Origin of the sequence: Pseudomonas baltica, assembly GCF_031880315.1 — a bacterium.
Classification (GTDB): Bacteria; Pseudomonadota; Gammaproteobacteria; order Pseudomonadales; family Pseudomonadaceae; genus Aquipseudomonas.
In genome coordinates this window covers 5,395,001-5,420,060 of record NZ_CP134771.1, presented here as the reverse complement: position 1 = coordinate 5,420,060, position 25,060 = coordinate 5,395,001, and the positions used below count along the sequence as shown (strand labels likewise).

Below are 25,060 nucleotides of genomic sequence, written 5' to 3'. Positions count from 1 at the left end.
GACCATGACAACAGCGGACACCGCTCTGTATATCCCGCCTTACAAGGCTGACGACCAAGATGTGGTCGTCGAACTGACCAACCGCTTTGGCCCCGAGGCGTTCACCGCCCAGGAAACCCGCACCGGCATGCCGGTGCTGTGGGTCGATCGCGCCAAGCTGATCGAGATCCTCACCTTCCTGCGCAACGTGCCCAAGCCCTACTCGATGCTGTATGACCTGCACGGTGTCGACGAGCGCCTGCGCACCCACCGTCGCGGCCTGCCGGGCGCCGACTTCACGGTGTTCTACCACCTGCTGTCGGTCGAACGTAACAGCGACGTGATGCTCAAGGTGGCGCTCAGCGAGAGCGACCTCAACGTCCCGACCGCCACGCGCATCTGGCCGAACGCCAGCTGGTACGAGCGTGAAGTCTGGGACATGTTCGGCATCACCTTCAACGGCCACCCGCACCTGTCGCGCATCTTGATGCCGCCGACCTGGGAAGGTCACCCGCTGCGCAAGGACTTCCCGGCGCGCGCCACTGAATTCGATCCGTTCAGCCTGACCCTCGCCAAGCAGCAGCTCGAGGAAGAAGCCGCGCGCTTTCGCCCCGAAGACTGGGGCATGAAGCGCTCGGGCAGCAACGAGGACTACATGTTCCTCAACCTGGGCCCGAACCACCCTTCGGCCCACGGTGCCTTCCGCATCATCCTGCAACTGGACGGCGAAGAGATCGTCGACTGCGTCCCTGACATCGGCTACCACCACCGTGGTGCCGAGAAAATGGCCGAGCGCCAGTCGTGGCACAGTTTCATCCCCTACACCGACCGCATCGACTACCTGGGCGGGGTGATGAACAACCTGCCCTACGTGCTCGCCGTGGAGAAGCTGGCCGGCATCAAGGTGCCGCAAAAAGTCGACACCATCCGCATCATGATGGCCGAGTTCTTCCGCATCACCAGCCACTTGCTGTTCCTGGGCACCTATATCCAGGACGTCGGCGCCATGACTCCGGTGTTCTTCACCTTCACCGATCGCCAGAAGGCCTATACGGTGATCGAAGCCATCACCGGCTTCCGGCTGCACCCGGCCTGGTACCGCATCGGCGGCGTCGCCCACGACCTGCCGCGCGGCTGGGAGAAACTGGTCAAGGACTTCGTCGAATGGCTGCCCAAGCGCCTCGACGAATACACCAAGGCAGCCCTGCAGAACAGCATCCTCAAGGGTCGTACCATCGGCGTGGCCGCCTACAACACCAAGGAAGCCCTGGAATGGGGTGTCACCGGTGCCGGGCTGCGTTCCACCGGTTGCGACTTCGACCTGCGCAAGGCGCGCCCTTACTCGGGCTACGAGAACTTCGAGTTCGAAGTGCCGCTGGCCCACAACGGCGACGCCTATGACCGCTGCATGGTCCGCGTCGAGGAAATGCGCCAGAGCATCAAGATCATCGACCAGTGCATGCGCAACATGCCAGAAGGCCCGTACAAGGCGGATCACCCGCTGACCACGCCGCCGCCCAAAGAGCGCACGCTGCAACACATCGAAACCTTGATCACGCACTTCCTGCAAGTCTCGTGGGGGCCGGTGATGCCGGCCAATGAGTCCTTCCAGATGATCGAAGCGACCAAGGGCATCAACAGTTACTACCTGACGAGCGATGGCGGCACCATGAGCTACCGCACCCGGATTCGTACCCCAAGCTTCCCGCACTTGCAGCAGATCCCTTCGGTGATCAAAGGCGAGATGGTCGCGGACTTGATCGCGTACCTGGGTAGCATCGATTTCGTTATGGCCGACGTGGACCGTTAAGCATGAACAGCACGCTTATTCAGACTGACCGTTTCGCCCTCAGCGAAACCGAGCGTTCGGCCATCGAGCACGAACTCCATCACTACGAGGACCCGCGCGCGGCGTCCATCGAAGCCCTCAAGATCGTCCAGAAGGAACGCGGCTGGGTGCCCGACGGCGCTCTTTATGCCATCGGCGAGATTCTCGGTATTCCGGCCAGCGACGTCGAAGGCGTAGCCACCTTCTATAGCCAGATCTTCCGCCAGCCGGTCGGCCGTCACATCATTCGCGTGTGCGACAGCATGGTCTGCTTCATCGGTGGCCACGAATCGGTGGTCAGCAAGATCCAGAGCGAACTCGGCATCGGCCTCGGCCAGACTACCGCAGACGGGCGCTTCACCCTGCTGCCGGTGTGCTGCCTGGGCAACTGCGACAAGGCGCCGGCGTTGATGATCGACGACGACACATTCGGTGACGTGCAGCCTGCTGGCGTGACCCAACTGCTGGAGGGCTACGTATGACCCTTACCTCCTTCGGGCCTGCCAACCGCATCGCCCGCAGTGCCGAAACTCACCCGTTGACCTGGCGCCTGCGCGATGACGGCGAGCCCATCTGGTACGACGAATACGTCAGCAAGAACGGCTACACCGCCGCGCGCAAGGCCTTCGCCGACATGGCCGCCGACGACATCGTTCAGGCGGTCAAGGACTCCGGCCTCAAGGGCCGCGGCGGTGCGGGCTTCCCGACGGGCGTCAAATGGGGCCTGATGCCCAAAGACGAATCCATGAACATCCGCTACCTGCTGTGCAACGCGGATGAAATGGAGCCCAACACCTGGAAAGACCGCATGCTGATGGAGCAACAGCCCCATCTGCTGATCGAAGGCATGCTGATCAGCGCCCGCGCGCTCAAAGCCTACCGCGGCTACATCTTCCTTCGCGGCGAATACGTCACCGCCGCCAAGCACCTCAACCGCGCAGTGCAGGAAGCCAAGGCCGCCGGCCTGCTGGGCAAGAACATCCTCGGCACCGGTTTCGACTTCGAGCTGTTCGTGCACACCGGCGCCGGGCGCTACATCTGCGGTGAAGAAACCGCCCTGATCAACTCCCTCGAAGGCCGCCGCGCCAACCCGCGCTCCAAGCCGCCCTTCCCTGCTGCCGTCGGCGTGTGGGGCAAGCCGACCTGCGTCAACAACGTCGAGACCCTGTGCAACGTGCCGGCCATCGTCGGCAACGGCAACGACTGGTACAAGTCGCTGGCCAAAGAAGGCAGTGAAGACCACGGCACCAAGCTCATGGGCTTCTCCGGCAAGGTCAAGAACCCGGGCCTGTGGGAGCTGCCGTTCGGCGTGACCGCCCGCGAGCTGTTCGAAGACTACGCTGGCGGCATGCGCGACGGCTTCAAGCTCAAGGCCTGGCAGCCAGGCGGCGCCGGTACCGGTTTCCTGCTGCCCGAACACCTCGACGCGCAAATGTACGCCGGTGGCATCGCCAAGGTCGGCACGCGGATGGGCACCGGCCTGGCCATGGCGGTGGACGACAGCGTCAACATGGTCTCGCTGCTGCGCAACATGGAAGAATTCTTCTCCCGCGAGTCATGTGGTTTCTGCACCCCTTGCCGTGACGGCCTGCCGTGGAGCGTCAAGCTGCTGCGCGCCATCGAGACCGGCAACGGCCAGCCGGGGGATATCGAAACCCTGCTGGGACTGGTCGGTTTCCTCGGCCCGGGCAAGACCTTCTGTGCCCACGCTCCAGGTGCCGTCGAGCCGTTGGGCAGCGCGATCAAGTATTTCCGTCCGGAGTTCGAAGCAGGCATCAAGGCCAGCACGCCCGGCAGCCTGACCCAGGTGGTTACCCCCACCATGGCAGGCGCGTAACACACCGTGACCCCGACGGCCCTGGCCGTCGGCTGACTGCCCGTTGACGCGCCTCTGGGGCTGCGCCGGGCAGATAACAAGATTTCCATTAGCCACGCCCGCTGACAACGGGCCAACGAAGAACTTGAACCATGGCCACTATCCACGTAGACGGCAAAGACCTTGAGGTCGATGGTGCAGACAACCTGCTACAGGCTTGTCTGTCCCTCGGGCTCGATATCCCTTATTTCTGCTGGCACCCGGCGCTGGGAAGCGTCGGCGCCTGCCGCCAGTGTGCGGTCAAGCAGTTCACCGACGAGAACGACACGCGCGGTCGGCTGGTCATGTCGTGCATGACCCCCGCCACCGATAACACCTGGATTTCCATCGAAGACGAAGAAGCGAAAGTGTTTCGCGCCAGCGTCGTCGAATGGCTGATGACCAACCACCCGCATGACTGCCCGGTGTGCGAGGAAGGCGGCCACTGCCATCTCCAGGACATGACGGTAATGACCGGCCACAACGAGCGCCGGTATCGCTTCACCAAGCGCACCCACCAGAACCAGGAGCTCGGCCCGTTCATCGCCCACGAGATGAACCGCTGCATCGCTTGCTACCGTTGCGTGCGCTTTTATAAAGACTACGCCGGCGGTACCGATCTGGGTGTATTCGGCGCCCACGACAACGTCTACTTCGGCCGCGTCGAAGACGGCACCCTGGAGAGCGAGTTCTCCGGCAACCTCACCGAGGTCTGCCCGACCGGTGTGTTCACCGACAAGACCCACTCCGAGCGCTACAACCGCAAGTGGGACATGCAATTTGCGCCGAGCATCTGCCATGGCTGCTCGAGCGGTTGCAACATCAGCCCCGGCGAGCGCTACGGTGAACTGCGCCGTATCGAAAACCGCTACAACGGTTCGGTCAACCAGTACTTCCTGTGCGACCGTGGCCGCTTCGGCTATGGCTACGTCAACGCCAAGGACCGTCCGCGCCAGCCGCTGCTGGTCGAGACCCAGGCCAAGCTGAGCCTGGACGGCGCCCTGGACAAGGCTGCCGACCTGCTGCGCGGTCGCAACATCGTCGGCATCGGCTCGCCTCGCGCCAGCCTCGAAAGCAACTACGCGCTACGCGAACTGGTCGGTGCCGAGCACTTCTACAGTGGCATCGAAGCGGGTGAGCTGGAGCGTATCCGCCTGGTGCTGAAGGTGCTGAACGACAGCCCGCTGCCGATTCCCAACCTGCGTGAAGTGGAAGACCACGACGCGGTGTTCGTCCTCGGCGAAGACCTGACCCAGACCGCCGCGCGCCTGGCGCTGAGCCTGCGTCAGTCGGTCAAGGGCAAGGCTGAAGCCATGGCCGGTGCGATGCGCGTCCAGCCATGGCTCGACGCCGCCGTGAAGAACATCGGCCAGCACGAGATGTATCCGCTGTTCATTGCCAGCCTGACCGCCACCAAGCTTGATGATGTGGCCGAAGAGTGCGCGCACGCCGCTCCCGACGACCTCGCGCGTCTGGGCTTCGCGGTGGCCCATGCCATCGACGCCAGCGCGCCAGCCGTAATCGGCCTGGAGCCGGAAGCACTGGAACTGGCGACACGTATTGCCGAGGCACTGGTCAACGCCAAGCGCCCGCTGATCGTGTCCGGTACTTCGCTGGGCAGCAACGCCCTGATCGAAGCTGCCGCCAACATCGCCAAGGCTCTGCACGCCCGCGATAAAGCCGGATCGTTGAGCCTGATCGTGCCCGAGGCCAACAGCCTGGGCCTGGCCATGCTCGGTGGGGAATCCCTGGATGCCGCGCTTGCCGCCGTCACCAGCGGCGCCGCCGATGCTCTGGTGGTGCTGGAAAACGATCTGTACACCCGTGTCGATGCCGCCAAGGTCAACGCCGCGCTGGACGCCGTCAAGGTGTTGATCGTCGCCGACCACCAGCGCACCGCCACCAGCGAACGCGCGCACCTGCTGCTGCCAGCCGCCACCTTCGCTGAAGGCGACGGCACGCTGGTCAGCCAGGAAGGTCGCGCCCAGCGCTTCTTCCAGGTCTTCGACCCGGCCTATCTGGACGCCAGCAACCTGGTCCACGAAGGCTGGCGCTGGCTGCACGCCCTGCGCGCCACCCTGCTCGACCGTCCGGTCGACTGGACCCAGCTCGATCACGTCACGGCGGCCGTGGCCAACGTCGCGCCGCAACTGCACGGCATCCTTGATGCCGCGCCGTCGGCGTCGTTCCGCATCAAGGGCCTGAAACTGGCCCGCGAACCGCTGCGCTACAGCGGCCGCACGGCCATGCGCGCCAACATCAGCGTGCACGAGCCGCGGACCTCGCAAGACATCGACACTGCGTTCTCTTTCTCGATGGAAGGCTACTCCGGCTCGGCCGAACCGCGCCAGCAAGTGCCGTTCGCCTGGTCGCCGGGCTGGAACTCGCCGCAAGCCTGGAACAAGTTCCAGGACGAAGTCGGCGGCAGCATCCGTGCCGGTGACCCGGGCAAGCGCCTGATCGAACCGCAAGGTGACAAACTGGGTTGGTTCAGCGCCATACCGGCTGCCTTCTCGCCACCCCGTGGTACCTGGCAGGCAGTACCGCTGTATCACTTGTTCGGCAGTGAAGAAAACTCGTCGCGTGCCATTCCCGTGCAAGAGCGCATTCCCGCTGCCTACGTGGCCCTGGCCAAATCGGAAGCCGACCGCCTGGGTGTCAACGACGGTGCGCTGCTGAGCCTTAGCGTCAATGGTCAGGCCCTGCGCCTGCCGCTGCGCATCGATGAAGAACTGGGTGCCGGCCTGATCGGCTTGCCGTCCGGCCTGGCCGGAATTCCGCCGGCGTTCGCCGGGTTCAGCGTCGAAGGCCTGCAGGAGGCAGCACAATGACCTGGTTTACCCCTGAGGTGATCGATTCGATCATTGCAGTCGTCAAGGCCTTGGTGATCATGCTCGCGGTCGTGGTATGCGGCGCCTTGCTCAGCTTCGTCGAACGACGGTTGCTGGGCTGGTGGCAAGACCGTTACGGCCCGAACCGGGTCGGCCCGTTCGGCATGTTCCAGATCGCCGCCGACATGCTGAAGATGTTCTTCAAGGAAGACTGGAACCCGCCCTTCGTCGACAAGGTGATCTTCACCCTGGCGCCGGTGGTGGCCATGAGCGCCTTGTTGATCGCTTTCGCGATCATCCCCATCACCCCGACCTGGGGCGTGGCGGACCTGAACATCGGCCTGCTGTTCTTCTTCGCCATGGCCGGCCTGTCGGTCTACGCGGTGCTGTTCGCCGGTTGGTCGTCGAACAACAAGTTCGCCTTGCTCGGCAGCTTGCGGGCCTCGGCACAAACCGTGTCATACGAAGTGTTCATGGGCCTGTCGCTGATGGGCATCGTGATCCAGGCGGGCTCGTTCAACATTCGCGACATCGTCGAATACCAGTCCCAGCACCTGTGGTTCATCATTCCGCAGTTCTTCGGCTTCTGTACCTTCTTCATCGCTGGCGTGGCCGTGACTCACCGTCACCCCTTCGACCAACCGGAAGCGGAACAGGAACTGGCCGACGGGTATCACATCGAATACGCCGGCATGAAGTGGGGGATGTTTTTTGTCGGTGAATACATCGGCATCATCCTGATCTCGGCCTTGCTGGTGACCTTGTTCTTCGGTGGCTACCACGGCCCGTTCAACATCCTGCCGCAGATACCGTTCGTGTGGTTCGCGCTCAAGACCTGCTTCTTCATCATGCTGTTCGTGCTGCTGCGTGCTTCGATTCCGCGCCCGCGCTACGACCAGGTGATGGATTTCAGCTGGAAATTCTGCCTGCCGCTGACCCTGATCAATTTGCTGGTGACCGCTGCGCTCGTGTTGCTCAACACGCCAGCTGTTGCGGCCCAGTGAGGATTTGACCCATGTTCAAATATATTGGCGACATCGTTAAGGGCACCGGAACCCAGCTACGCAGCCTGGTGATGGTGTTCGGTCACGGGTTCCGCAAACGTGACACCCTGCAATACCCGGAAGAAGCCGTGTACCTGCCGCCGCGCTACCGCGGCCGCATCGTCCTCACCCGCGACCCCGACGGCGAAGAACGCTGCGTGGCCTGCAACCTGTGCGCCGTGGCGTGCCCGGTAGGGTGCATCTCGCTACAAAAAGCCGAGACCGAAGACGGCCGCTGGTACCCGGATTTCTTCCGCATCAACTTCTCACGCTGCATTTTCTGCGGCCTGTGCGAGGAAGCATGCCCGACGACGGCGATTCAGCTGACGCCGGACTTCGAAATGGCCGAGTTCAAACGTCAGGACCTGGTGTACGAGAAAGAAGATCTGCTGATCTCCGGCCCCGGCAAGAACCCTGACTACAACTTCTACCGCGTTGCGGGCATGGCCGTCGCCGGCAAGCCGAAAGGTGCCGCGCAGAATGAAGCCGAGCCGATCAACGTCAAGAGCCTGCTCCCTTAAGGAAGAAAGATGGAATTCGCTTTCTATTTCGCATCCGGCGTTGCAGTGGTGTCCACCCTCAGGGTGATCACCAACACCAACCCCGTGCACGCCCTGCTCTACCTGATCATCTCGCTCATCAGCGTCGCCATGACCTTCTTCGCCCTCGGCGCGCCGTTTGCCGGCGTGCTGGAAGTGATCGCCTACGCTGGCGCCATCATGGTGCTGTTCGTCTTCGTGGTGATGATGCTCAACCTCGGACCCGCCTCGGTGCAGCAAGAGCGTGACTGGCTCAAGCCCGGCATCTGGGCAGGTCCGGTGTTCCTCGCCGTGCTGCTGCTGCTCGAACTGGGCTACACCCTGTTCGCCAACACCAGCACCGTCGGCATCGGCCAGACCACGGTCGACGCCAAAGCGGTCGGCATCAGCCTGTTCGGCCCTTATCTGCTGGTGGTCGAGCTGGCCTCGATGCTGTTGCTCGCCGCCGCGGTCACGGCTTTCCATCTTGGCCGCAACGAGGCGAAGGAGTAACCCTATGGCAGCTATCCCTCTGGAACATGGCCTGGCGGTCGCCGGCCTCTTGTTCACCCTCGGACTGGTAGGCCTGATGGTCCGCCGTAACATCCTCTTCGTATTGATGAGCCTGGAAATCATGATGAACGCCTCTGCCCTGGCGTTCGTCGTGGCGGGCGCGCGTTGGGCGCAGCCGGATGGACAGATCATGTTCATCCTGGTCATCAGCCTGGCAGCCGCAGAGGCCAGTATCGGCCTGGCGATCCTGCTGCAGCTGTATCGCCGCTTCCATACGCTTGATATCGACGCTGCCAGTGAGATGCGCGGATGAACCTGATCTTTCTGACCTTCGTTTTCCCGCTGATCGGCTTTTTGTTGTTGTCGTTCTCGCGCGGGCGTTTTTCCGAGAACCTGTCAGCGCTGATCGGCGTCGGCTCCATCGGCCTGTCGGCGATTGTCGCCGCCTACGTCATCTGGCAATTCAATGTGGCACCGCCAGAAGGCGGCGTGTACACGCAACTGCTGTGGCGCTGGATGTCGGTGGACGGGTTCGAACCGAACTTCACCCTGTATCTGGACGGTCTGTCCATCACCATGCTCGGCGTGGTGGTCGGCGTGGGCTTCCTGATTCACCTGTTCGCGTCCTGGTACATGCGCGGTGAAGAGGGCTATTCGCGCTTCTTCGCGTACACCAACCTGTTCATCGCCAGCATGCTGTTCCTGGTCCTGGCCGATAACCTGCTGTTCATCTACTTCGGTTGGGAAGGCGTGGGCCTGTGCTCGTACCTGCTGATCGGCTTCTACTACAGCAACCGCGACAACGGCAATGCCGCCCTCAAGGCGTTCATCGTCACCCGTATCGGCGACGTGTTCATGGCCATCGGCCTGTTCATCCTGTTCCAGCAGCTCGGTACCCTGAACATTCAGGAACTGCTGGTGCGGGCGCCGCAGCATTTCAAGGCCGGCGATTTCTGGATCGTGCTGGCGACCTTGATGTTGCTGGGCGGTGCGGTGGGTAAATCGGCGCAGCTGCCATTGCAGACCTGGCTTGCCGATGCGATGGCCGGCCCTACCCCAGTGTCGGCACTGATCCACGCCGCCACCATGGTCACAGCCGGTGTCTACCTGATCGCGCGTACCCACGGTTTGTTCGCCCTGGCGCCGGATATCCTGCACCTGGTCGGCATCGTTGGTGGCGTGACGTTGGTACTGGCCGGTTTCGCTGCGCTGGTGCAGACCGACATCAAGCGTATTCTCGCCTACTCGACCATGAGCCAGATCGGCTATATGTTCCTGGCCCTGGGCGTCGGTGCCTGGGACGCGGCGATCTTCCACTTGATGATCCACGCGTTCTTCAAGGCGTTGCTGTTCCTCGCGTCAGGTTCGGTGATCCTCGCCTGCCACCACGAGCAGAACATCTTCAAGATGGGCGGTCTGTGGAAAAAGATCCCCTTGGCCTACGCCAGCTTCATCGTCGGCGGCGCGGCCCTGGCGGCCTTGCCGATCATCACTGCGGGCTTCTACTCCAAGGACGAGATCCTCTGGGAAGCCTTCGCCAGCGGTCATACCGGTTTGTTGTATGCCGGGCTGCTGGGTGCGTTCATGACCTCGCTGTACACCTTCCGCCTGATCTTCATCACCTTCCACGGCGAGCCGCAAACTGACGCTCACGCCGGTCACGGTGTGGCGCATTGGCTGCCGCTGAGCATCCTGATCGTGCTGTCGACCTTCATCGGTGCGTGGATTCATCCGCCGCTGGGTGGCGTACTTCCAGAAAGCGTCGGCCATGCCGGTGGCGAAGCCAAGCACAGCCTGGAGATCGCCTCGGGCGCCATCGCCATCGCCGGTATCTTGCTGGCGGCGCTGTTGTTCCTCGGCAAGCGCACCTTGGCTACCTCCATCGCCAACAGCGGCCTGGGTCGGGTGTTGTCGGCCTGGTGGTACGCGGCCTGGGGCTTCGACTGGCTGTACGACAAGCTGTTCGTCAAACCTTACCTGGCAATCAGCCACCTGCTGCGCAAGGACCCGATCGACCAGACCATCGGTCTGATCCCGCAGCTGGTCAAAGGCGGCAACGGCGGCATGAGCCGCACCGAAACCGGCCTGCTGCGCTGGTACGCGCTGTCCATGGCCGCGGGTGCGGTGCTGGTGCTCGGCGCTGTGTTGGTGGCGGTATGACTTTGAATCTTGCGACTTTGCGAAAGGAATTGAGCCCGTCATGATTTTGCCCTGGCTGATCCTGATCCCCTTTATCGGTGGCCTGCTGTGCTGGCTGGCGGAGCGCTCGAGCGCGACGCTGCCACGCTGGATTGCGCTGCTGACCATGTCCCTGGAACTCGCCCTCGGCCTCTGGCTGTGGGCCCACGGTGACTTCACCCTGGCCCCTGCCCCCGGCGAACCCGCCTGGGCGGTGGAATTCAAGCTGAACTGGATTCAGCGCTTCGGCATCAGCGTGCACCTGGCGCTCGATGGCCTGTCGCTGCTGATGATCCTGCTGACCGGCCTGCTCGGCATGCTGTCGGTGCTGTGCTCGTGGAAAGAGATCCAGGCGCACGTGGGCTTCTTCCACCTCAACCTGATGTGGATCCTGGGCGGCGTGGTCGGGGTGTTCCTGGCCCTTGACCTGTTCCTGTTCTTCTTCTTCTGGGAAATGATGCTGGTGCCGATGTTCTTCCTCATCGCGCTCTGGGGTCACAGCTCGGCAGACGGCAAGAAGACGCGGATCTACGCAGCGACCAAGTTCTTCATCTTCACTCAGGCCAGCGGCCTGATCATGCTGGTGTCGATCCTCGGCCTGGTGCTGGTCAACTACAGCAACACCGGGGTGATTACCTTCGACTACAGCACGCTGCTGAAGACCAAGCTGTCGCTGCACACCGAATACATCCTGATGCTGGGCTTCTTCATCGCCTTCGCGGTCAAGCTGCCGGTGGTGCCGTTCCACTCCTGGCTGCCGGACGCCCACGCCCAGGCGCCGACCGCAGGCTCCGTGGACCTGGCCGGTATCCTGTTGAAGACGGCAGCCTATGGCCTGCTGCGCTTCGCCCTGCCGTTGTTCCCGAATGCCTCGGCCGAGTTCGCGCCGATCGCCATGACCCTCGGCCTGATCGGGATCTTCTACGGCGCCTTCCTGGCGTTCGCGCAGACCGACATCAAGCGCCTGATCGCGTTTTCCAGCGTCTCGCACATGGGCTTCGTGCTGATCGGCATCTACTCCGGCAACCAGCAAGCGCTGCAAGGCGTGGTGATCCAGATGCTGGCTCACGGCCTGTCGGCAGCGGCACTGTTCATCCTCAGCGGCCAACTGTACGAGCGTCTGCACACCCGTGACATGCGCGAGATGGGCGGTATCTGGCCACGGATCGCCTACCTGCCGGCCATCAGCCTGTTCTTCGCTGCGGCGTCGCTGGGCCTGCCGGGCACAGGTAACTTCGTCGGCGAGTTCCTGATCCTGCTGGGCAGCTTCACCATTGCCCCGTGGGTCACGGCGATCGCCACTTCCGGGCTGGTGTTCGGTTCGGTCTATTCGCTGATCATGATTCACCGTGCCTACTTCGGCCCGTCCAAATCCGACGCTGTACTGGCCGGCATGGACAACCGCGAACTGATCATGGTGCTGGGCCTCGCGGCCCTGCTGGTGCTGCTGGGTGTTTATCCGCAGCCCTTCCTCGACACCTCTGCTGCCACCATGACCGGTGTGCACCATTGGCTCGGCACCGCCTTCACTCAACTCGCTTCGGCCCGGTAAGAGCGCTATGGACCTGACGATTCAACACTTTATCGCGCTTGCACCGCTGCTGATCACCAGCCTCACCGTTGTCGTGGTGATGCTGGCGATCGCCTGGCGGCGCAATCACGCGCAAACCTTCCTGATCACCTGTGCGGGCCTGAACCTGGCACTGTTGTCGATTCTGCCAGTACTCAAGCTCACACCGCTGGCGGTCACTCCCCTGCTGCAGGTGGACAACTTCGCCGCGCTGTACATGGCGCTGATCCTGATCGCCACCCTGGCGTGCGTGACGCTGGCCCATGCCTACCTGGGTGACGCCGGTGCGGGCTATCCGGGCAACCGCGAAGAACTTTACCTGCTGATCCTGATGTCGGCGCTGGGCGGCCTGGTGCTGGTCTGCGCACAGCATCTGGCCGGGCTGTTCATCGGCCTGGAGTTGCTGTCGGTGCCGGTGTACGGCCTGGTCGCCTACGCGTTCTTCAACAAGCGTTCGCTGGAAGCCGGTATCAAGTACATGGTGCTGTCGGCTGCGGGTTCCGCCTTCCTGCTGTTCGGCATGGCGCTGTTGTATGCCGATGCCGGCAGCCTGAGCTTCAGCGGTATCGGCGCCGCCCTGGCAGCCACCGGCATGCCGAGCAGCCTGGCGCAGTTGGGCCTGGCGATGATGCTGGTGGGCCTGGGCTTCAAGCTGTCGCTGGTGCCTTTCCACCTGTGGACGCCAGACGTCTACGAGGGTGCTCCGGCTCCGGTGGCGGCCTTCCTGGCTACGGCCAGCAAGGTGGCGGTCTTTGCGGTGGTGGTGCGCCTGTTCCAGATTTCGCCAGTGGCGCACTCCGGGGTGCTCAACGATGTCCTTTCGATCATCGCGGTGCTGTCGATCCTGATCGGTAACCTGCTGGCGGTCACCCAGAGCAACCTCAAGCGTCTGCTGGGTTATTCGTCCATCGCCCACTTCGGCTACATGCTGATCGCGCTGATTGCGAGCAAGGGCCTGGCGGTCGAGGCCATCGGCGTTTATCTGGTGACCTATGTGCTCACCAGCCTGGGGGCCTTCGGCGTGATCACGCTGATGTCGTCGCCCTACCATGGCCGTGACGCCGATGCGCTGTACGAGTACCGCGGCCTGTTCTGGCGTCGTCCGTACCTGACCGCAGTGCTCACCGTGATGATGCTGTCGCTGGCGGGTATCCCGCTCACCGCCGGCTTTATCGGCAAGTTCTACATGATCGCTACCGGCGTCGAGTCGCGTCAGTGGTGGTTGGTCGGTGCGTTGGTGGTGGGCAGTGCGATCGGCGTGTTCTATTACCTGCGGGTGATGGTGACGCTGTACCTGATGGAGAAATCCATCCGTCGTACCGATGCGCCGATGAAGTGGGAACAGCGCGCCGGTGGTGTGATGCTGCTGGCCATCGCCATCCTGGTGTTCGTGCTGGGTGTGTATCCACAGCCGCTGCTGGAATTGGTGCAGCATGCTGGGTTGCGTCTGGTGGGATGAAGCCCTGCTCTGCCCGTGCATAAAAAATCCCGCCTCGATGGCGGGATTTTTTTTGGTGCCTGTGTCGCGTATCAGCCAAACAACTTGATCGCGGTCTTGGCCACCAGTTCGCCCTGGAAGCGCGCGCCGGCGAGGTCTACTTCGCCCGGTTGGCGAGAGCCATCACCGCCGGCCACGGTGCTGGCACCGTAGGGTGCACCGCCGACGATCTGAGTGGCGTCGGTCTGGCCCTGGAAGCTGTAAGGCAGGCCGACGATGGTCATGCCGAAGTGGAACAGGTTGGTGATGATCGAGAACAGCGTGGTCTCCTGGCCGCCATGCTGCGAGCCAGTCGAGGTGAACGCCGCACCGACTTTGCCATTCAGGGCGCCGCGCGCCCACAGGCCACCGGCCTGGTCGAGGAACACGGCGACCTGACTGGCGATGCGGCCGAAACGGGTCGGCGAGCCGAGGATGATTGCATCGTAATGCTCCAGATCGGCCACGGTAGCCACCGGGGCTGCCTGATCCAACTTGAAGTGGGCGTTGCGGGCGATTTCTTCGGGCACGGTTTCGGGGATGCGTTTGATGTCGACTTCAGCACCGCCGGCGCGGGCGCCTTCGGCCACGGCCTGGGCCATGGCTTCGATGTGACCGTAGGTCGAATAATAGAGAACCAGCACTTTAGCCATGTGTATTGCTCCTGTGCAGTCTCGCCCGAAGATGGACGAGAGGGGTACGTACCGTTGCACAGGTTGTGACGGGTTAAAAACGGATTAATTCGATCGATAGGATCGAAATGCCACGCTTGGCTGTAACAGCGCTTGCTCGCGAAGGGACCAGCAAAGATCACAGCCCGATAAAGGGCTGCATCAAGCGCGGAATCAAACCACTGAAGCGCAGTGGCGCATCGGTAGCGGCCACGCAGATGCAGTGATCGTCCCCCCAGGCCACAGGCTGGTGCTCGATGGTTTCATCCAGGTCAGCTATATCCCCAGGGCCAAAGTGCCCCAACGCATCGCGATAGGCACCTTTGAGCACCAAGGTCATTTCGCTGCGGCCGTGGCTGTGCACCGGCATGGATGTACCGGGCGCGATATTGAACATCACCAGGCTGCCATCGCCCTCGGCCTTGGCCCGCACCATGCGCACCCCGGGAATCAGCCGACGCCATGGCAGCTGGCTGTAACGCTGGCCGAAATGAGGGTGCAGGCTGACCGGCAGCAGGTCGGCATCGTCGCAGGCGCCAAGGTCGACCACCACCGCAGCGGGCGCAGGCTCGTCAAGTCGCGCCAGCATGGCCAGGCGGCCGCTGGCCATGGGCTCAGGTGTCGGCACTTGCGCGTGCATCAGCAACCCGCCGATACGCTCGGCCTGCCGCAATTTGCTGCGACAGGTTGCGCACAACTGAAGATGCGCGCCAGCGACCACTGCCAGCCCTTGAGGCAAGGAGCCCGCGCAGTAGCTGACCAGCGTCGCTTCGTCCAAATGGTGTTGGTCTTTCATTGTGGTGCCTCGACGCCGGCGCGCAGTTTCCGGAACGCCAAGCGCAAGCTCGACTTCACGGTACCCAACGGTAAATGCAATTGATCGGCGATCTGCCGGTGACTCATGGCTTCGAAATACGCCATGCGAATGACCCGCGCCTGATCTGGCGGCAGGGCCTGCAGCGCCGCCGCGAGCTTCTGCTCCTGGCGGGGACTGAAATCCAGGCTGCCATCGGCTGGTGCTTCGAGCCGCTCCAGCGCCGCCAGCGAGCCTTGGGCCGGCAGCCAGCCGCGGTCCTGGCGTACGTGATCGATGTACAGGTTGCGAGCGATGCGGTACAGCCAGGTGGCCAGGCTGGCCTTGGCTGGATCAAACTGTTCGGCTTTGTGCCACAGCTTCAGCAAGGCTTCTTGGGTGAGCTCTTCGGCGCGCCCTTCGCAACCGCTCAGCCCTGCCAGATACCGCTGCAGCCGCGGCGCGAAGTGATCGTAGATGCGCATAAAAGCATCGCGATCACGCAACCGCGCGACGGCCTCGACGTCGTCGCTCCAGGGTGGGGTACTGCTCGAATCGCTATCCAGGCTGCTCACGGGACGGGCGTTGCTCCGAGGGGCTGATGCTTGCCTGAATACTAACCGCAGACTCATGCTGGTGGTTCCCATGATTGCCAAAGACCGCCCAGTGGCGGTTGCATCATGGGGTATACGCGCAAAGGGCTCGGCTGGATCACTGCGCCGGGTTGAATCTTCGACCTAGACATGGGGGTCACCCGGCGCCTTTGCCGGTGCAGCGTATTCAGGTTTCACGTGGCCATCCTGGTCAAGCAGCCAGGCGTCCATGATTTCCCGTACCACGGGCCCGGCCACTCGACCACCGGCCTCGCCGTTCTCGATCATCACGGCAATCACGATACGCGGATGTTCGGCTGGAGCGAAGCCGACGAACAGCGCGTTGTCGCGGTTGCGCTCCAGCGTTTTCAGACGGTTGTAACGCTCGCCCTGCTTGATTGCCACCACCTGGGCGGTACCACTCTTGCCAGCAATGCGATATTGCACCCCCACCGCCGCAGCGCGAGCGATACCCCGGGGGGCGTGCATCACCGCCTGCATGCCTTGGTTGACCTCTTCCCAGGCACGCGGGTCCTTGAGCAGGATATTGGGCATCGGGTTTTCGTCCACCGGCTTCACGCCACCCACGGTTTCCGCCAGCCGTGGGCGGTTCCACACCCCCTTGTTGGCGATCAGCGTGGTGGCCTGAGCCAGTTGCAATGGCGTCACCTGCATGTAGCCCTGGCCGATCCCGAGGATCAGCGTCTCGCCCGGGAACCAGGCCTGGCGCCGGGTCGCGCGTTTCCATTGCTGGGATGGCATCAGCCCCGGCGCTTCTTCGAACATGTCCAGCGAGACCTTCTGGCCCAGACCGAACTCGGTCATGTAGTCGTGCAGTCGGTCGATGCCCAGGCGGTGCGCCGTGTCGTAGAAGTAGGTGTCGTTGGAACGCATGATCGCGTCGTTGAGGTCGACCCAGCCATCACCGGTGCGGTTCCAGTTACGGTATTTGTGATCGTAGTTGGGCAGCTCGTAATAGCCTGGGTCGAATACCCGCGAGGAGGGGGTGATCACGCCGCTGTCGAGGCCGGCGATGGCCACTTCCGGCTTGATGGTCGAGCCCGGCGCATACAGGCCGCGCAACACCCGGTTGAACAGCGGCCGGTCGATGGAATCGCGCAGGGCCGCGTACTGCTTGAAGCTGATGCCGGTCACGAACAGGTTGGGATCGAAACTCGGCTTGCTGACCATGGCCAGCACTTCGCCGGTCTGCGGATCGATGGCCACAACTGCGCCACGCCGATCACCCAGGGCTTTTTCAGCCGCCGCTTGCAGCTTGATGTCCAGAGTCAGGGTGATGTTCTTGCCAGGCACCGGGTCGGTGTGATTGAGCACGCGCATCACGCGGCCTTGAGCGTTGGTCTCGACCTCCTCAAAGCCGACATGGCCGTGCAGCTGCGGCTCGTAGAAGCGCTCGACGCCGGTCTTGCCTACCGATTGGGTACCGCGGTACTCGACCTGGTCGAGTTCCTTGGACTCCTTCTCGTTGATCCGCCCGACATAGCCCACCGAATGGGCGAAGTGCTCGGCATAGGGGTATTCGCGCACGAACTGCGCTTCGACGTCGAGCCCCGGCAGCTGGAACTGGTTGACCGCGACCAAGGCGATCTGCTCCTCGGTCAGCTCGTACATCAAGGTGACCGGCTCGAACGGGTGGCGCACGCGCTTGAGGTCACGGTCGAACTGGGCCCGGTCTTCGTCGCTCAAGTGCAGCACCGTGGTCAGTTCGTCGAGCACCTTGGTGGTGTCGCCCGCGCGTTCACGGGTCAGGGTCAGGTTGAAACTGGGCCGGTTGTCGGCAACCACCACACCGTTGCGGTCATAGATGACCCCTCGTTCGGGTGGGATCGGCAACAGGTGCACGCGGTTGTTTTCAGAAATGGTCGAGTGATAGGCGAACTGGATCACTTGCAGAAAATACAGACGACCAACCAGCGCGAGACTCAGGCCCAGCACCAGCACGGCACAGAACAGCAGGCGACGATTGACCAGGCCTTTTTCGGTTTCGTGGTCTTTCAGGGGAATCGGTTGTGGCATTGGAACCGCTCTTGGACAAGCGCAACCTCCGGCGGGTGGCGTCCTGCCGCCAGAGGGTCACTGTGTTACTAATGATTTCAAGAATGGCGGCGATGATACCACTTCACGGCAAATCGGCTGGCAATTGTACGCGCTTGCGATTTCCGGCAAAGATGCTCCAGGTCGACATGAACAGCGCGGCGATCAAGGGCCCGATGACGAAACCGTTAAGACCGAACACCGCCATCCCGCCCAAGGTCGAGACCAGGATCAGGTAATCCGGCATGCGCGTGTCCTTGCCCACCAGGATGGGGCGCAGCACGTTGTCGACCATGCCGATCACCAGGATGCCGAACAACGCCAGCACCACCCCCTGCCAGACCGCGCCACTGAGCAGGAAGTAAATCGCTACCGGCGCCCAGACGATGCCCGCGCCTACCGCAGGCAGCAACGACAGAAACGCCATCAGCACCGCCCAGAGCAAGGCGCTGGGGATGTCCAGCACCCAGAAGATGAACCCGCCCAACGCACCTTGGGTCACTGCCACCAGCAGGTTGCCTTTGACGGTAGCGCGCACCACGCGGTTGAACTTGAGCTGCAGCCGGCGCTTCTGCTGTTCGGCCATGGGCACGGCTTCCCGAACCCGGCGCACCAGGTCGCCGCCGTCACGCAGAAAGAAGAACAACAAATAGAGCATGATCCCGAAGCTGACGATGAAATCCAGGGTGCCCTGGCCGAAGCTGAACGCCTGGCTGGCGAAGTACTGGCTGCCGACCATGGCGCCCTTGGAGAGTTTGTCTTGCAGGCCCTCGAAGTTGCTTACGCCCAGGCGTTCGAGAAAGTGCTGCGCGAACATGGGCAGCGCTTCCTTGAAGTGGGTGACGTAAGCCGGGATATCCAGCGTGCCGCTCTCGATGTTCTTGTAAAGCGTGGCACCCTCTTGCACCAGCAGTGCACTGATGACGATTACCGGCAAGATGGCAATCAGCATGGCGGTGCCGAGGGTGATCAGCGAGGTGACGTTGCGCCGCCACTTGAAACGCTGGTTGAGGCGCCGCTGCAGGGGGGCGAAGACGATACCGAGGATGATGGCCCAGAACACCGCGCCGTAGTACGGCAGCAGGATCCAGATGAAGGCGATACTGACCAGAATCAGCAGCCCCAGTAGGGTTTTGTTGTGCAGGTGAGTGTGGTTCATGCGCGTTCCGTGTCAAAGGTCTCAAGGCGCCTGACGGGCGCCATGAGGGTTAGTCCCTTGAGCGGGGTGGAACGTTCGATGGTGCGATGTCGCGAGGGGCAAGCCCCCTCGCTACAAGTCTGCCACTGTCAGATCTTGAACTGGCGCACCATCTGCCCGAGGCGCTCGCCCAGGGCGGCGAGTTGACGAGTGGTTTGCGCGCCCTGCTGGGTTTCGTCGGCAACCGTGTCCACTGCTGTCGCGATCTGATGCACGCTGCGGTTGATCTCTTCAGCCACGGCAGTCTGCTCTTCGGCGGCGGCCGCAATCTGGGCGTTCATGGCGTTGATCGTGGCGATCAGTGCGGCGATGGCATCCAGCGACTGGCCGGCTTCATTGGCTTTCACCGAACTGCCCTCGCCCGCTTCGCTTGAACGACGCATGGCATCCACGGCCGATGTCGTGCCCTTTTGCAGGCGGTCGATCATCCCCTGGATTTCCTGGGTACTCTGCTGCGTACGACTGGCCAGCGCGCGGACCTCGTCGGCCACCACCGCAAAGCCGCGACCGGCCTCACCGGCTCGCGCCGCTTCGATGGCCGCATTGAGCGCCAACAAGTTGGTCTGCTCGGCAATCGAACGAATCACCCCAAGCACGCTGACGATCGACTGCACATCCTGCTGGAGGCTGTCCAGCGAAGTGCCGCTGGTACGGATGTCGCCGACCAGTGCATGAATCTGCGCAATACTGCCGTCGACCACACGCTTGGCCTGCTGACCTTCTTCGTCGGTCTTCTGCGCGGCCACGGCGGCGCCCTGAGCACTCTTGGCGACTTCCTGCGCAGCCGAGGACATCTCGTTGATGGCAGTGGCCACCTGATCGGTCTCATGGCGCTGACGCTCCATGGCCTGTTCCGAGCGCTGTGCCTGGGACGCCACTTCACCGACCAGGCCGGTGAGCTGGGTGGTCATTTCGGCGATCTGCCGCACCAGCCCGTGGATCTTGTCGACGAAGCGGTTGAAGGAGCCCGCCAGGTCGCCGATTTCGTCGTGGCTGGTAATGGCCAGGCGACGCGTCAGATCGCCTTCACCGGCGGCAATGTCATCGAGATTGGCCTTCATCAACTTGATCGGACGCACCAGCGCACCGGACATCACCAGGCCGATAAGAACGATCACCACCAGTACCACCACGGCGATACCGACGATGCTCAGGAGCATGTCCTCGACGCGCTCGTCGACACCGGCCTTGACCACTGCCACCTGGGCTTCGATACCGTCAAGATTGACCGCCGTGCCGATCACCATGTCCCACTTGGACAGATACTCGGTGTAGGACAGTTTGGGGACCAGTACCTTGGGGTCATTGGGCAGCGACGAGCTGTATTGGGTGTAATGGCTGCCGTCCTTGCCCGCCTCTACCAGCCCCTTGTTCACATACACGCCGTTGGGGTCGCGGGCATCGATGAAGCTCTTGCCGATGCCATCCGGGCTGCTGCCCTTGAACAGCCGCACGGCCTGGGAATCATAACCAAAGAAGTAGCCATCCTTGCCGTAGCTGATAGCCGACAGCATCTTGATGACCTGCTGACGTGCGGCCTGATCGTCGGGGCCGGCAGCATCGTAGATCGGCTTGACGATGCCCAGCGCCACGGCGACGTAGTTCTGCAGGGTCGACTTGGCGTCGTTGAGCAGGCGCTGGCGGGTCTGATCGACTTCTTTTACCGCCTGATCGCGCAGGATCCACACGGTACTCAGGCTGATGACCAGCGCGAACAGCAGGACTGGCAGCACTGCCAGTGATAGAACTTTGCCCTTCAGGCTCAGGCGCATGGTTTGGGTCTCACGTCGTACGGGGAATTCAACGTGTATCGGCGTGGCAGGACAAAAGTTGAGGCATAACCGCCAAGTTATGCCCTTGGGTGGTGCAATTTATTGCTTACAAGGCTGATACAGAGCGTTTACGCGATTTCCGCGCGTCCCCGCCGAGGTAGCGTGACGCTGACACGCAACCCGCCCAAGGGACTGTCGCGCAACTGCAGCTCGCCACCCCACGCGTCGACAATATCTCGCACAATGCCCAGGCCCAGGCCGTGTCCGGCGATCTGTTCGTCCAGACGCGCGCCGCGCTGCAGCACGTCATCGCGCACGGCCTTGACGATGCCCGGGCCGTCGTCGTCGACCAGCAGTTCATAGCAGTCGCGGTTGGCGTCGATGCTCAGGCACACCTCGCTGTCGGCAAACTTGCAGGCGTTGTCCAGCAGGTTGCCAAGCAGTTCGAGGAGGTCCTCCCGATCCCAGGGCAACATCAACCCGGCGGGCACCTCATAGCGAAGTTGCAGGTAGCCACCATGGATGGCGTTCAGCGTGTCGAGCAGGCCGGGCAGCTGCGCATCGCAGTCGAAGGCCATACCCGGCAAGGCATCACCGGACAGCCGCGCCCGAGTGAGTTCACGGTCCAGGCGACGTTTGATCTGCTCGACCTGCGCGCGCAGCTCTTCTCGCAGTTGTGGATGACCCTGCAGGCGCTCACTGGACGCCAGGGTCAGCAATACGGCCAGCGGCGTCTTCAGCGCGTGACCGAGGTTACCCAAGGCATTGCGCGAGCGCTTGAGGCTGTCCTCGGTGTGGGCCAGCAGTTGGTTGATCTGTTCCACCAACGGTTCGAGCTCGATCGGTACCTCGCGGTCGAGTTGCGAGCGCTGGCCTTGCTGCAATTGGTGGATCTGCTGGCGGGCCCGCTCCAAGGGGCCGAGCGCGCGCTTGACTGTCAGGCGTTGCAGCCAGAGGATCAACAGTAGCGCGCCGAAGCCCATGCCCAGGCCGATATGGCGCATGCGTCGGAAGCTTTCCCACACAGGGGTGTAATCCTGTGCCACGGTGATAGTGAACACTTGGCCAAAGCGGCGGTATTGCGAGCGCAACTGCAGCAGGCGCTGACCCTCGGGCCCGAGCTTGACGTTGGCGCGTACCCCGGGACCGTCGGGAATGGGCATCTCCAGGTCCCAGAGCGAGCGGGATCGCCAATGTTCTTCCGAAAAATCGATACGAAAATAGTGCCCCGACAACGGCCGTCCATAAGCCGGCGAGATGCGTGACTCATCGAGTTGCAAGGCATTGCTGCCACGCACCAGCGCGGTCAGGAGGATTTCACTTTCGTTGCGCAGGCCGGATTCGAGGTACCGCTGCAAGCCGACTTCGAACAGCCAGAGGCTGAACTGGGCCACGACCAGGCCGACGACCACCAGCACGCTGATGAGCCCCAGGCTGAGGCGGCCCTGTATGGATTTCACTGGGCAACGCCGGTGAACAGATAGCCTTGGCCGCGGCGGGTTTCGATCACCTCGCGGCCGAGTTTGCGGCGCAGGTGATTGACGTGCACCTCGAGGACATTGGAGTCGCGCTCGGTTTCGCCGTCATAGAGATGCTCGGACAGGTGGCTTTTGGAAAGCACTTGGCCTGGATGCAGCATGAAGTAGCGCAGCAGACGAAATTCGGCGGCAGTCAGCTGGATCGGCAATTCACCGCTGCAGACGCATTGTCTGCTTTCGTCCAGTTGCAGCCCTGCGGCCTCCAGGGTTGGCTGATTGGCCAGGCCCCGTGAGCGGCGCAGCAAAGACTGGATCCGCAGTTGCAGTTCTTCGGGGTGGAAGGGTTTGGTCAGGTAGTCGTCGGCCCCTGCCTTGAGGCCCTCGATGCGCTCGGCCCATGAACCGCGGGCCGTCAGCACCAATACGGGGACGCTCAGACCGCCGGCGCGCCATTGCTGCAGCACATCCAGCCCTGGGAGACCGGGCAGGCCGAGGTCGAGAATGATCAGATCGTAAGGCTCGCTGCTGCCCTGGTAGACCGCGTCGCGGCCATCCGCCAACCAGTCTACGGCGTAACCGTGGCGGCTGAGACCGGCAATCAGTTCGTCTGCCAGGGATACCGTGTCTTCAACCAGCAGCAGGCGCATCAGTCGTCTTCCTTGTCTTTGAGCAGTTTGCCGGTGGCGGCATCCAGCTTGATTTCACGCACGACGCCTTCGATGGTCAGCAATTCGACTTCATAGATGTACTCGTCATCATGCTTTTCGAGCTCGGCCTCGAGCAATCGTGCGTTGGGATAGCGATCCAGCGCTTGATGCATGAGCTGTTCGAGAGGCAGGATGGCGCCCTTTTGCCGCAGCCTCAAGGCCTCGTCCTGATCCAGATCACGGGCCATCGCCAGCGAGCACAGCGTTGCCAGAGAGAGAATGATGACCTGGGGCAGGCGAGCCTTGAATCTCATCAGCTGTCTACACGATCTTTCAGGATGGCGCCGGTGCTGGCATCCAGGTCAAGTTCCCATTCGCCGCCTTTGTTGTCGCGTAACTCGACTTGATAGACGTACTTACCGTATTCCTGCTCAAGTTCGGTTTGATGAACCTGGGTGCCTGGGTGTTTGGCCAACGCGATGGCGTTGAGCTTCTCGAACGACATTACGGTGCCGGCATCACGCAGGCGCAGAGCTTCGTCTGGACCTAAATCGCGTGCTTGGGCAATGCCGGTTACGCAGACGAAGGTGATAATGCTGGATAGGGTGGCAATGGTTTTCATGATGAATCTCCGTTTATTAGTATGAGCCTTGGCTACGGAATCCATGGTATCGAACGCAACTTAATTGAAACTGAAAGTCGATCGGGTATTGATTGCCCGATGTGCGACAGGCTGTGTGCCTTGATTATGCCGCAGGCGGAGGCCCAGCTGATAAACTGAAGGCTGTTTTGACTTCAGAGCCTCCCCTATCGTGGAAATATTCAAAGAGTTCACCTTCGAGTCCGCTCACCGTTTGCCCCATGTGCCAGAAGGTCACAAGTGCGGTCGGTTGCACGGGCACTCCTTCAAGGTCGCCATTCACTTGAGCGGTCCGGTCGATCCTCATACCGGGTGGATTCGCGACTTCTCCGAGATCAAGGCGATCTTCAAGCCGCTATATGAGCGCTTGGATCACAACTATCTCAACGACATTCCAGGCCTGGAGAATCCGACCAGCGAAGTGCTGGCCAAATGGATTTGGGATGAGCTCAAGCCTTTATTGCCAGAGCTGTCGAAAATCCGTATTCACGAAACCTGCACCAGTGGTTGTGAGTATTACGGCGATTGAGATGTTTGGCAGGGTCGGCCCCTTCGCGGGCGAGCCTTGCTCCCACGGTATGCACGGCATACAACTGTGGGAGCAAGGCTTGCCCGCGAAGCTGTTGATCTTGACTTTGACTTTGCCAGGCACCACAAAGACAAAACCCCCACCTGCCTTCGCAGATGGGGGTTTCGGAATTTAATCTTGACGATGACCTACTCTCACATGGGGAAACCCCACACTACCATCGGCGATGCATCGTTTCACTGCTGAGTTCGGGATGGGATCAGGTGGTTCCAATGCTCTATGGTCGTCAAGAAATTCTGTTTGCCAGCAGACCGTTTGGGCGGTCTTCCAGCGAATCGGGTATGTGATAATTTGTGGGTGTCGCTTCAGAGTCGACGAACTTTCGGTTCGTGTCATCTTCACAGTCACCGCAATCTGATGCTCTTTCGAGTCGCAAATTGCTTGGGTGTTATATGGTCAAGCCTCACGGGCAATTAGTATTGGTTAGCTCAACGCCTCACAGCGCTTACACACCCAACCTATCAACGTCGTAGTCTTCGACGGCCCTTTAGGGAACTCAAGGTTCCAGTGAGATCTCATCTTGAGGCAAGTTTCCCGCTTAGATGCTTTCAGCGGTTATCTTTCCCGAACATAGCTACCCGGCAATGCCACTGGCGTGACAACCGGAACACCAGAGGTTCGTCCACTCCGGTCCTCTCGTACTAGGAGCAGCCCCTCTCAAATCTCAAACGTCCACGGCAGATAGGGACCGAACTGTCTCACGACGTTCTAAACCCAGCTCGCGTACCACTTTAAATGGCGAACAGCCATACCCTTGGGACCGGCTTCAGCCCCAGGATGTGATGAGCCGACATCGAGGTGCCAAACACCGCCGTCGATATGAACTCTTGGG

22 protein-coding genes, 2 rRNA genes and 1 pseudogene (1 of these 25 only partly in view) are annotated in these 25,060 nt (G+C 62.0%); 12 read left to right on the top strand and 13 right to left on the bottom strand.

Annotated elements, in window-relative coordinates:
• Positions 1–4: 4 nt before the first annotated feature.
• The 11 genes from nuoC (at position 5) to nuoN (ending at position 13,774) form a co-directional block, all read left to right on the top strand.
• Positions 5–1,789 (top strand): NADH-quinone oxidoreductase subunit C/D, encoded by a 1,785-nt coding sequence (nuoC, locus tag REH34_RS24595; RefSeq protein ID WP_226506000.1) that lies wholly within the window; start codon positions 5–7, stop codon positions 1,787–1,789.
• Positions 1,790–1,791: 2 nt separating this feature from the next.
• Positions 1,792–2,289, top strand: a complete 498-nt coding sequence (gene nuoE, locus REH34_RS24590; RefSeq protein WP_226505999.1) for an NADH-quinone oxidoreductase subunit NuoE — start codon at positions 1,792–1,794, stop codon at positions 2,287–2,289.
• A complete protein-coding gene (gene nuoF, locus REH34_RS24585) occupies positions 2,286–3,644 on the top strand; it encodes an NADH-quinone oxidoreductase subunit NuoF (RefSeq protein WP_226505998.1) in 1,359 nt (452 codons plus the stop codon). The genes nuoE and nuoF overlap by 4 nt, the downstream gene beginning before the upstream one ends.
• A gap of 131 nt (positions 3,645–3,775) precedes the next feature.
• Positions 3,776–6,493: an NADH-quinone oxidoreductase subunit NuoG gene (gene nuoG / locus REH34_RS24580; RefSeq protein ID WP_311969472.1), complete on the top strand. Its 2,718-nt coding sequence runs from the start codon at positions 3,776–3,778 to the stop codon at positions 6,491–6,493.
• Entirely contained in the window at positions 6,490–7,497 is a 1,008-nt protein-coding gene (gene nuoH, locus REH34_RS24575) for an NADH-quinone oxidoreductase subunit NuoH (protein ID WP_226505996.1), read from the top strand. Before nuoG ends, nuoH begins: the two co-directional genes overlap by 4 nt.
• Before the next feature lie 11 nt (positions 7,498–7,508).
• Positions 7,509–8,057 carry an NADH-quinone oxidoreductase subunit NuoI gene (gene nuoI / locus REH34_RS24570; RefSeq protein WP_003174725.1) on the top strand — a complete coding sequence of 183 codons (549 nt, stop codon included), beginning with the start codon at positions 7,509–7,511 and terminating at the stop codon, positions 8,055–8,057.
• A 9-nt stretch (positions 8,058–8,066) separates the two neighbouring features.
• Positions 8,067–8,567 (top strand): NADH-quinone oxidoreductase subunit J, encoded by a 501-nt coding sequence (gene nuoJ, locus REH34_RS24565; RefSeq protein WP_226505995.1) that lies wholly within the window; start codon positions 8,067–8,069, stop codon positions 8,565–8,567.
• 4 nt (positions 8,568–8,571) lie between these two features.
• The gene (nuoK, locus tag REH34_RS24560) at positions 8,572–8,880 is read left to right on the top strand and encodes an NADH-quinone oxidoreductase subunit NuoK (protein ID WP_226505994.1); all 309 of its coding nucleotides are present in this window, start codon (positions 8,572–8,574) and stop codon (positions 8,878–8,880) included.
• Complete coding sequence (gene nuoL, locus REH34_RS24555; RefSeq protein WP_311969471.1) at positions 8,877–10,727, top strand: NADH-quinone oxidoreductase subunit L; 1,851 nt, start codon at positions 8,877–8,879, stop codon at positions 10,725–10,727. Before nuoK ends, nuoL begins: the two co-directional genes overlap by 4 nt.
• A gap of 40 nt (positions 10,728–10,767) precedes the next feature.
• Positions 10,768–12,297 carry an NADH-quinone oxidoreductase subunit M gene (gene nuoM / locus REH34_RS24550; protein WP_226505992.1) on the top strand — a complete coding sequence of 510 codons (1,530 nt, stop codon included), beginning with the start codon at positions 10,768–10,770 and terminating at the stop codon, positions 12,295–12,297.
• Positions 12,298–12,304: 7 nt separating this feature from the next.
• Positions 12,305–13,774 carry an NADH-quinone oxidoreductase subunit NuoN gene (gene nuoN, locus REH34_RS24545; RefSeq protein WP_226505991.1) on the top strand — a complete coding sequence of 490 codons (1,470 nt, stop codon included), beginning with the start codon at positions 12,305–12,307 and terminating at the stop codon, positions 13,772–13,774.
• Between the two features lie 71 nt (positions 13,775–13,845).
• Here the strand turns inward: nuoN and wrbA are convergent, their stop codons facing one another.
• From wrbA to REH34_RS24495, 11 genes and pseudogenes are all read right to left on the bottom strand, one after another.
• Positions 13,846–14,445: an NAD(P)H:quinone oxidoreductase gene (gene wrbA, locus REH34_RS24540; RefSeq protein ID WP_226505990.1), complete on the bottom strand. Its 600-nt coding sequence runs from the start codon at positions 14,443–14,445 to the stop codon at positions 13,846–13,848.
• 157 nt (positions 14,446–14,602) lie between these two features.
• Complete coding sequence (locus tag REH34_RS24535) at positions 14,603–15,259, bottom strand: ChrR family anti-sigma-E factor (RefSeq protein WP_226505989.1); 657 nt, start codon at positions 15,257–15,259, stop codon at positions 14,603–14,605.
• Entirely contained in the window at positions 15,256–15,741 is a 486-nt protein-coding gene (locus REH34_RS24530) for a sigma-70 family RNA polymerase sigma factor (protein ID WP_311972152.1), read from the bottom strand. Before REH34_RS24530 ends, REH34_RS24535 begins: the two co-directional genes overlap by 4 nt.
• A 252-nt stretch (positions 15,742–15,993) precedes the next feature.
• A complete protein-coding gene (gene mrdA, locus REH34_RS24525) occupies positions 15,994–17,886 on the bottom strand; it encodes a penicillin-binding protein 2 (RefSeq protein WP_226505988.1) in 1,893 nt (630 codons plus the stop codon).
• Positions 17,887–17,989: 103 nt separating this feature from the next.
• Complete coding sequence (locus REH34_RS24520) at positions 17,990–19,063, bottom strand: AI-2E family transporter (protein ID WP_311969470.1); 1,074 nt, start codon at positions 19,061–19,063, stop codon at positions 17,990–17,992.
• Positions 19,064–19,191: 128 nt separating this feature from the next.
• A complete protein-coding gene (locus REH34_RS30360; RefSeq protein WP_409373349.1) occupies positions 19,192–19,947 on the bottom strand; it encodes a methyl-accepting chemotaxis protein in 756 nt (251 codons plus the stop codon).
• 102 nt (positions 19,948–20,049) lie between these two features.
• A pseudogene (locus tag REH34_RS30355) lies at positions 20,050–20,874 on the bottom strand (cache domain-containing protein); the annotation flags it as partial.
• Between the two features lie 128 nt (positions 20,875–21,002).
• Positions 21,003–22,334, bottom strand: a complete 1,332-nt coding sequence (locus tag REH34_RS24510; protein ID WP_311969468.1) for a sensor histidine kinase — start codon at positions 22,332–22,334, stop codon at positions 21,003–21,005.
• The gene (locus tag REH34_RS24505) at positions 22,331–22,999 is read right to left on the bottom strand and encodes a response regulator transcription factor (protein ID WP_311969467.1); all 669 of its coding nucleotides are present in this window, start codon (positions 22,997–22,999) and stop codon (positions 22,331–22,333) included. The genes REH34_RS24510 and REH34_RS24505 overlap by 4 nt, the downstream gene beginning before the upstream one ends.
• Complete coding sequence (locus REH34_RS24500; protein WP_311969466.1) at positions 22,999–23,313, bottom strand: PepSY domain-containing protein; 315 nt, start codon at positions 23,311–23,313, stop codon at positions 22,999–23,001. Before REH34_RS24500 ends, REH34_RS24505 begins: the two co-directional genes overlap by 1 nt.
• Positions 23,313–23,621: a PepSY domain-containing protein gene (locus REH34_RS24495; protein WP_226505982.1), complete on the bottom strand. Its 309-nt coding sequence runs from the start codon at positions 23,619–23,621 to the stop codon at positions 23,313–23,315. Before REH34_RS24495 ends, REH34_RS24500 begins: the two co-directional genes overlap by 1 nt.
• Positions 23,622–23,811: 190 nt before the next feature.
• Here REH34_RS24495 and queD point away from each other — a divergent pair, with 190 nt between their 5' ends.
• Positions 23,812–24,168 (top strand): 6-carboxytetrahydropterin synthase QueD, encoded by a 357-nt coding sequence (gene queD / locus REH34_RS24490; protein ID WP_226505981.1) that lies wholly within the window; start codon positions 23,812–23,814, stop codon positions 24,166–24,168.
• Positions 24,169–24,343: 175 nt separating this feature from the next.
• Here the strand turns inward: queD and rrf are convergent.
• Positions 24,344–24,459, bottom strand: a 5S ribosomal RNA gene (gene rrf / locus REH34_RS24485).
• Between the two features lie 161 nt (positions 24,460–24,620).
• A 23S ribosomal RNA gene (locus REH34_RS24480) occupies positions 24,621–25,060 on the bottom strand; it runs 2,452 nt beyond the window's last position.